At 49.9% G+C, this 8,365-nt stretch carries 6 protein-coding genes; 1 reads left to right on the forward strand and 5 read right to left on the reverse strand.

Features of this window, described 5'->3' with window-relative positions:
- Together HW443_RS08125 and ilvD are read right to left on the reverse strand one after the other, a co-directional pair.
- Nucleotides 1-199: hypothetical protein (locus HW443_RS08125; RefSeq protein WP_176238051.1), on the reverse strand; the 199-nt coding region annotated here is incomplete at its 3' end.
- 140 nt (nucleotides 200-339) lie between these two features.
- Nucleotides 340-1,995: a dihydroxy-acid dehydratase gene (ilvD, locus tag HW443_RS08130; protein ID WP_176231296.1), complete on the reverse strand. Its 1,656-nt coding sequence runs from the start codon at nucleotides 1,993-1,995 to the stop codon at nucleotides 340-342.
- Between the two features lie 269 nt (nucleotides 1,996-2,264).
- Here ilvD and HW443_RS08135 point away from each other — a divergent pair, with 269 nt between their 5' ends.
- Nucleotides 2,265-2,960 carry a TIGR01906 family membrane protein gene (locus tag HW443_RS08135; RefSeq protein ID WP_176231295.1) on the forward strand — a complete coding sequence of 232 codons (696 nt, stop codon included), beginning with the start codon at nucleotides 2,265-2,267 and terminating at the stop codon, nucleotides 2,958-2,960.
- Between the two features lie 98 nt (nucleotides 2,961-3,058).
- Here the strand turns inward: HW443_RS08135 and HW443_RS08140 are convergent, their stop codons facing one another.
- The 3 genes from HW443_RS08140 to HW443_RS08150 are packed head-to-tail and all read right to left on the reverse strand — an operon-like array spanning nucleotide 3,059 to nucleotide 8,234.
- On the reverse strand, nucleotides 3,059-3,949 hold the full coding sequence (locus HW443_RS08140; protein WP_176231294.1) for a 4Fe-4S binding protein: 891 nt from the start codon (nucleotides 3,947-3,949) through the stop codon (nucleotides 3,059-3,061).
- Nucleotides 3,950-3,974: 25 nt separating this feature from the next.
- Nucleotides 3,975-7,238: an ATP-dependent DNA helicase gene (locus HW443_RS08145; RefSeq protein WP_176231293.1), complete on the reverse strand. Its 3,264-nt coding sequence runs from the start codon at nucleotides 7,236-7,238 to the stop codon at nucleotides 3,975-3,977.
- Nucleotides 7,239-7,241: 3 nt separating this feature from the next.
- Nucleotides 7,242-8,234, reverse strand: a complete 993-nt coding sequence (locus HW443_RS08150) for a RecB family exonuclease (RefSeq protein ID WP_176238052.1) — start codon at nucleotides 8,232-8,234, stop codon at nucleotides 7,242-7,244.
- Between the last annotated feature and the right edge of the window lie 131 nt (nucleotides 8,235-8,365).

Raw genomic sequence — 8,365 nt, forward strand, 5'->3', positions numbered from 1 at the left:
CCTGCTGGTCGAAGGAAGGGGTAGGCTCTTCGGGAGCTACCTCTGCTACGGGGGGCCGGCGGCAAGCGGTCAGGAAAATCGAGGCGGCTGTGGCCAAGACTCCAGCTTTCAATGCCTGGCTCAAGAACTCTCGCCGGTCCATCTTTCTGTAAGCTACTAACCGAGCTAGTTTGCTTAAATCATGTCGAGTAGAACTCATAACGCTTACTCCCTTGAAAATAACCCAATTTTCATGCGACGTGGTGCGCCGCGGTGCATGGGCGATTCCTTTCGAAATAGTTTCATTATTGTAACTGATTCCGTAGTTAACGGCAACAGTAGGTGGGTGATCTCACTCTGCTAACCTGAGATACTGGCGCCTTTATTTGAACTTGAAGTGTTCCATTCGTACTGGCGCAGATAACCAGTATTCTTTCTCTGTGGAGGCTTCCATGCCTGGTGGCGTCGATTAAGTTCTGTCGCCTCTACTTCTAAAGTTATGGTGCGTTCAGGAATATTTATAAAAATGCTATCTCCCTCCTCAACTAAAGCTATCGGCCCTCCATCAGATGCCTCAGGCGATAGGTGACCGATGCAAGGACCCCGCGTGCCACCCGAGAATCTACCATCAGTAATAAGGGCTACCGATTCAGATAGGCCCAGACCACAGATGGCAGCAGTAGGGGCAAGCATCTCCCTCATGCCCGGACCACCTTTTGGCCCTTCATATCGGATGACCACTACATCACCCTTATTTATCCGACCACCCAGTATGGCCCGCAGGGCATCTTCCTCGCACTCAAATACCCGGGCCGGACCTTTAAACTTTAACATGCCCTCTACTACAGCAGTCTGTTTGACCACCGCCCCTTCTGGAGCTAAGTTCCCGTAGAGTATAGCCAACCCGCCCGTGGGATGAACCGGCTTATGGAGGGGCCGAATCACCTCCTCATCCAGAACCTTTGCCTTTGCTATATTATCACCGATTGCCTTTCCGGTAACGGTAAGACAATTTAGGTCTAATAAAGGCTCCAGTCTCTTCATTATTGCTTCTACACCACCGGCTCTATCCAGATCCTCAAGGGTGTAAGAGCCGCCAGGACGCATATCGCAGATATGGGGTGTGGTTCTGGAAAGTTTATCAAATAAATTCAGGGGAATTTCAATTTCACATTCTCTGGCAACAGCCATGACTTCCAGAACATCGTTAGTAGAACCAGCTACAGCTAAAGAAACTCTTATCCAGTTCTGGAAAGCCTGATAGGTCATTATTCTCCTGGCGGTAATACCCCGGACAACTAACTCTACAATCTGCCTTCCGGTCTGTTTGGCAATCTCCTTTTTTCTTGGATCCAGAGCGTGACAGGTGGCACAGCCAGGTAATGATAACCCTAATGCCTCTACTCCACAGGCTAAAGTATTGGCACTGAACATCCCAGCACAGGTTCCTGCACCAAGACAGGCACAATCTTCCAGTTCTTTCAACTCATCCTCTTTCATTTTGCCTCGAGAGACCTCTCCTATAGCCTCAAATACATCAATTATATCTACAGATTTACCCTTAAAACTGCCAGGCCGCATCGGTCCACCAGTAAGCGCTACGGTGGGAATATTCAGTCTGCCAGCAGCCATTAAATGTCCGGGAACAATCTCATCGCAGGCGGGGATAAGAACCATCCCGTCAAAGCAATGAGCCTCAATCATTATCTCGATGGAGTTGGCAATTACATCCCGGGAAGGCAGAGAATACTTCATCCCCCTATGTCCCATGGCTAGGCCATCACATACTGCGATAGTGTGAAATTCAAAAGGCAGGCCATTTGCCTCTTTAATACCTTCTTTCACTACCTGGGCCAGTTCTTGTAGATGAATATGTCCAGGGACAATTTCTGTCCAGGAATTAACTACAGCAATGAATGGTTTCTCAAAATCTTTGTCCGTCACCCCACAGGCTTTAAGGAGGGCGCGATGCGGAGCCCGCTCCAGGCCTTTCTTAATCAAATCACTTCGTTGCATTCTCTCCCACCTCTTTTCTCGATTAAAAACTGCCTGCTTCTAGCACTGTATAAAAAGAGCCCCTTTACCCCTGGCAGCCCAAGAGCGAGGGGATACACTTATGCGCCTTACCCAGATCGAGGTAATCGAAATGCCAGCGATTCCCATTAATAAGGCGGGCTGAAATCTTCTCGGCTCTCTTAATAACATTTTAACCACATTATAACCGCATGTAAAAACCTCTTACAATTCAGGAACAGGTTTGTTATCATACCTGCATGGGATACGTGATGAGAACTCTTCAAGCTGGACTTGGGATCATCTTTGTGCTCTGCCTGCCTATTTTGCTCCTCACCAGTGGCATCAGGGTAGCGGTCAATGAAATCCGCCTCTATGAGTATGGCTTCGATAAATACGAGATAAGTCTGTTACGGCCGGTTGACCGGGCTGAGCTGGCTGAAATAGCCCGGGAGCTCATAGTGTATTTCAATTCAGAGGATGAGCTAATTGGGGATCGGCTGCGCCAGGTCTTTCCCACTCGTCGGGAGATCATCCACCTCTGGGAGGTCAAGAGGTTGATTCAGTTGTCTTACCGCGTGCAGGAGATAGCTCTGGTCTACACTTTCGCCTACCTTGCCCTGGGTTTTGCCTGTCTTAGAAAAGCCTTTTTGCCAAAGCTGGCCAAAGCAGTACTCGGGGGGAGCGTCACCACTATTGTTCTGCCACTTATCCTGGGGGGCCTGGCGCTTTTTGCCTTTAATTGGTTCTGGTGGAAATTTCACGTGATTAGCTTTCCCGGAAGTGATTACTGGATCCTGGACCCCGAGAAGCACAACTTGCTAAGAATGTTTCCCCAGGGGTTCTGGTTCGATGCGACCATGTTGGTCACCGGGGGAGTAGCAGTAGCAGCCTTGATGATGGGAGGAGGTGCCGGAGCCTATCTGGTGGTTCGCCAGAGAAGAGACCGACCCATCGAGGGACAATGAGAAAAATAACTTTAATCCGGAGGATCATCCAGAGAACTTCTTTTTACTTTTCCCCCCTTCTATATGGGTGGCCAGCACACTAAAATGGACCCCCTTGATTAAGGAATGCCTTGCCAAACGATCATGCCCCCGATCACAATAAACGACATCAGTATCACCACCTCCAGAGCCCTTCGCAACACCGATTTCCAGCGTTTAGTATCCCTCTTCATAATCTCTTCCTCCTTCCTCCACCCCCGCCAGTGAAGTTGGAAGACGTTGGCCTGGCAGGCAGTATAGCATTGGAGACATCTAACGCATTCAAGGGAGCGCCAGGTCCCCTGGCTGCCCATGGGGTTCAACCCGCCAGAGCAGCGCTGATGGCAAAGGCGGCAGGAAACGCATGTTCCAGGACTGCGCCTTCTCTTTAGCAAGCTGTATTTATTAAATACCGATATCCAGGCACCGAAAGGGCACAGATACCGGCACCAGCTCCGCCCCACAAACAGCGCCAACCCCAGCAGGATTATGGCAGTGCCTATCAGGGCAATACGTACCTCATCACCATATCTTGCCAGGAAAAACCATAGCTCTGCCATTAGGGGAAATCCAACCCAGAGATTTGTGGCATGAATTACCAGACCTATGACCAGGATAGCAACACCATACCTTATATGCCTGAGCACAGAGTCCGCACGTCGGGGTATGGTAATCTTCCTTAGGGGAACCTTAAATAGCAGATCCTGGATAATTCCACCAGGACAGAAAAATCCACAGAAAGCCTGCCCCGCCAAAAAGTTGGTACCCACTATGCCCAAAAATAGCCCTGAACGAATCTGGCCAAAAGTACAAAATATCGGACACACGTTACACATGATGAACGGTAGAGGAAAGGGGCAAGCCCAAAACCCGCCGGTTACCTTGATGCCAAGATTGCCGATAACCACTATCGGACCTATGGTTAACAGAGCAATTATTTTTGTGACCAGGGCTATGCTTTCCAGCTTCACTAGAGACTCCTGATGGCGCTTATTATTATCCGAGATTATGTGCTGTTCCTCTTCTCCAGGCACAGAGCTCCCCAAAGGGGCAGCTCTCACAGCGGAAGCTTTTTCTGGGACTGAATTTGTTCTTCTTTACGGCCTCTGTTATCCTCATTATCTCCTTCTTCACTTGAGCCAGCTTTTGCTCTCCATAGACTCCGCATTCCTCACTTCCATCGCCCAGGAAGAAGAGGGTGCATTTCAGACGCTGGGGGTCGACCCTAAAGATCTCCGAGAAGGCAAGGGCGTAGATCTGGAGCTGGAAATTCCTGCTTAGAACATCCCTTTGGCCTCTTACTCCTGACTTGAAGTCTATTATTTCCCACCCTCCGTCAGCATATTTCTGGGCTCTATCAATAACCCCGACGATGACATTGTCTCCTACTTTCAAGTTGAAATGCTGCTCCACCAACACCTGGACTACCTCTGGATCCGGCCGGGAAAATCTGCTCCGGGCGAAATTAAGAGCCATCTCCTTAGGAGAGAGCTTCTCTCTCTCCTCATCTACCACTGGCTCTCCTCCTTCCCAGTAGGCCGGGCTGTACTCGTATTTTTCAAAACTTTCCGGAAAGTTCAGATCGAGAATACTCAAACTTTGTCCAGAAGCCAACTCGATCATCCGATGGATAAAGGTGCCCACTTTCATGAAGTAGGTATGAGGAGTAGGAAGAGGTTCTATGTAGCTCCAAAAGTACTTCTGAGGACATTCTCGATAGGTATTGAGGGCCGAATAGCTGAAGATATGCCGGGGCACTGGCTCCAGCCGGCCCGGCTTTTCCTTCTCCCGCTGAAGTTTCAGAAGATCCAGCTCTGCCTCATAGGCCCTTTTCTCTACATCGGGGCTGAAAGAGATCCCTGAATGGAGCTCTTTCAACCGGTCTTTGAGCTCACCGAGAGTCCGGGCGTTTTTAACAATATAGGTCAGTGGATGGTTAGATTGAATCTGGCCAGGATAGGTACTCTTTCTCTCATTCTCAGCAATGTAAACTGCTGAATCATCCCCAGATTGAGGAGGAAGGTTAAAAGAAGGGTGAAGCGGAGCCTGCAGGACAGACTTATCTTTATCTACATCTTCTATTATCTCCACCAGCCCGGTCTCCAGGGAATTCTTTAGAAAGGGAGATATCTCTTTCTCTCTTTCTCTTTTGTTAGTAGGATCAGTAATCCGGTGGGCGGAAAGATAAAGCTTTTCCATAGCTCTGGTACAGGCCACATAGAAAAGCCTCCTTTCCTCCTCCAGATAGAACTCCTCCTGGGCTTGTTTAAACCTGGCTTTGCTGGAGTACTCTTCCGGTCGGGGAATGTAATCTCGGTCTCCCCTTAAGGATAGAGGAACTTGAAACTTGGCCTTCCTGTCCCGCCCGGGAAAGATGCCGTCGCAGAGCAGGGGTACAAAGACCACTGGAAATTCTAACCCCTTGGCCGCATGGACTGACATCACCTTTACGGTATCTTCCTCCCCTATCAAAATCTCTTCCGGCTCTCTCTCCGCTGCCTTAAGCACTTCTTCCAAATAGAGGACAAAGTTCTCAAAGGAAGCTTTCTCTCGGACTCCCTCAAAATCAGCGGCTATGCGGATCAGCTTTTCCAGATTGCGCAGTCTGCGGTGAGATTCAGGATTGTTTTCTGCCCGAAGTTCATCCAGAAGCCCCGTAGATTCAAAAATCTCCCTTAATAGCTGGGGGAGCCGGAAGCGCTCCGAAAGGAGAATAAATCTCCTCAAATCATTTTTTAGTTGACGGAGGCGCTCCTTTGCCTCCGGGCTCACTTTTTCGGACTGATCCGCATTAAGCACAGCATCAATGAGAGAGAGGGTTTGCCTTCTTTCGGCCTCCAGAGAGGATTTGGGGGTGCTTTCCTGCGCCTGTTGAGCCAGGAAGAAGATATCTCGATCACATATTTTGAAACGTTCCCCCTGCAGGATTCGGACCAGAGAGATCCCATGGTTGGGATCACGAGTGAGTCTGAGCCAGGAAATGGCATCCAGAATCTCTGGACGATAGAAAAAACTCCGGTCTCCGATCAGCTCATAGGGAATTCCCTCCCGGTTGAATACTTCGGATATGAGCTCAAAAAGCTTCCTCCGGCACAGGACTGCTATGTCCCGGTATCCGTAGCCCTGCTCTGCCACCAATTTCCTGATCTGGTGGGCCACCTGGCCCATCTCCTGGGCGAAGCTGTCTCTGACGAAGGCATAAACTTCCGACCTCTGGTCACGATGGTAAGCTTGGGGTATCTTCTTCACCCTCTGAAGATTAGCCTCCACTGTCCTGGAGGCGACATCTATAATCCGCTGCCCGGAACGGAAATTGGACTGGATGCGAAAATCCTTCACTTCTCCCGGGCCAAAGAGAGGAGCGTCACCGAAGTGCAGGAAGTTCTGAATGGTGGCACCCCGCCATCCATAGATACCCTGATCATCATCGCCTACCACCGTCACGTTCTTGCTCTGTCCGGCTAGAAGGTAGACCAGCTCGGCCTGGGCAATGTTGGTATCCTGATACTCATCCACGAAGATGAAGGGGAATCGATTCTGATAGCGGGCCAGAATGGCCGGCCTCTCTCTGAAGAGCCTAACCGGAAGCATTATCTGATCCCCATGATCTATATAGTTGTTTCTGAACTTGATCTCTTCATATCCCTGGTAGACCTGGAGGAGCTCCTTTTGCTTCTCAAAGACCTCTTCCTCCTCCTTGCCTAAAGCATCGCTGGGAAAGGCAGCTATCTCCTGGGGACGTCGGATGATAAATTTCTCGTAGGTCTCAAAGTCAATAAGATGATCTTTCAGGTCCAGGATGTAGTCCAGAAGATGATCCAGAAAACCACCGATATTCAGGCCTATCTTGACCTTATGAAAGACGAAATCATCGAAGATCTCATAAAGAAGCTGCCAGGACTCAGCCCGACCGATGAGACGGACATTGGTATCCAGGCCCATGAGAAGGGAATTTTCCCGGATAATGTCATATCCAAAAGAGTGGAAAGTAGAGATCTGTAGTTCATGCTCATCTACTTCTCCTTGCAACTTTCTTATGACCCTTTCCTTCATATTCTGGGCGGCTTTATTGGTAAAGGTAAGGGCCAGGATCTGAAAGGGCTGGGCGATCCCCTCCTCTATAACCCTGAGGATCTTATCGGTCAAGACGGTGGTCTTACCTGATCCAGCACAGGCTATGATGCGGCTGGGGCCATAGATATGAGAAAGAGCTGCCTTTTGTTCCTCGGTGTGTTTGACTTCCTTTATCTCACCAATCATGTCTCACCAGTTGTTTCTGGGACCATACTTTCGGGGACACAGATATTGATATTCACAGGTGTTACATTCCCAGGTGCTCTCGGGCTGGGCCGGGAACTCTTCGGCCAGAATTTTGGCCACTATGTCCAGAATCTCCTCTCTTACCTCAGTTTCCCTCTGAGGAGATGGGTTCTGCTCCCTTCTGGGTCTACCCTTGTCGGTTATAAAGAAATAACTCATGGACGCCACTCGATCCCGGTAGTCCCGAAGATCATCGGAAAGAGAAGTAGCCAGAAGATAAATGCCCAACTGAAGATCTTGAGCAGCCCTGTCATCACTGAGAGGCGTGCTGGTGGACTTGTAGTCGATGAGTTCAACCTGGCCTCCATCCAGCTCATTTATCTGATCAATCCTTCCTCGAAAGACGTGACCTTCCAGGGCAAACTTAAACTTCTTCTCCAGGGCCAGGAGCCTGGGCTTGCGGGGAGGAAGGTAGGCGAAAATGGAGCTGAATTTTTGGTAGGCATCTCTTTTTTGCTCTATGGCCATGGGTTTGAAGTCAAAAATGGCATCATCCCAGAGTTGATCTATAAGGGACCTCAGGCCCTCCACAGAATAGGAGCAGTCTCTTCTCCGGAAAAACTCCTCCATGATCCGATGATAAAGATTCCCTCGGGCTATATAGGGGCCTCTGGGATCGCTCAAGCTGAAATGGGTATCAAACTTGTATCTCATGGGACATGACTTGTAGGTCTGCACCGAAGAGTAGGAGGAGGACAGCGCCCCTTCGGGGTGAGGATGGTTCTGGTTAGAGGTAGGTGGTAGGTTAACCCACCAGCGATCGGGGTCAGCCAGCCCGGTCAGAACATAAGCAGATACAAGCACCTGGTCAGCCACACTCCAGTCTCCCTGCCCCAGCCTGATCAGACCCCCATTGCAGATAGACCTGCAGACAACCTCGGCATTCTTGCTGGAGCCCACATAGCCCTCTAATTGGGTGTAGCCAGAAGAAGCCATACCCATTTCCGCCAAAAACCGGGTGCGCCGGCTTTATTCGCTGGCTCCGTAGCTATCGGCCTGGCTGAGAATCACTATGTCTCTGGCCTTGGTCCTGGCCACATAGGCCACTCTCCTCTCCCCATCGCAAT

The organism is Candidatus Hakubella thermalkaliphila (assembly GCF_013281975.1).
In the GTDB taxonomy this organism is placed as follows: domain Bacteria; phylum Actinomycetota; class Humimicrobiia; order Hakubellales; family Hakubellaceae; genus Hakubella; species Hakubella thermalkaliphila.

Coding starts and splice junctions, on each gene's coding strand:
- ilvD (WP_176231296.1), bottom strand. CDS start 1,995: ATGCAACGAAGTGATTTGATTAAGAAAGGCCTGGAGCGGGCTCCGCAT.
- HW443_RS08135 (WP_176231295.1), top strand. CDS start 2,265: ATGAGAACTCTTCAAGCTGGACTTGGGATCATCTTTGTGCTCTGCCTG.
- HW443_RS08150 (WP_176238052.1), bottom strand. CDS start 8,234: ATGGCTTCTTCTGGCTACACCCAATTAGAGGGCTATGTGGGCTCCAGC.
- HW443_RS08145 (WP_176231293.1), bottom strand. CDS start 7,238: ATGATTGGTGAGATAAAGGAAGTCAAACACACCGAGGAACAAAAGGCA.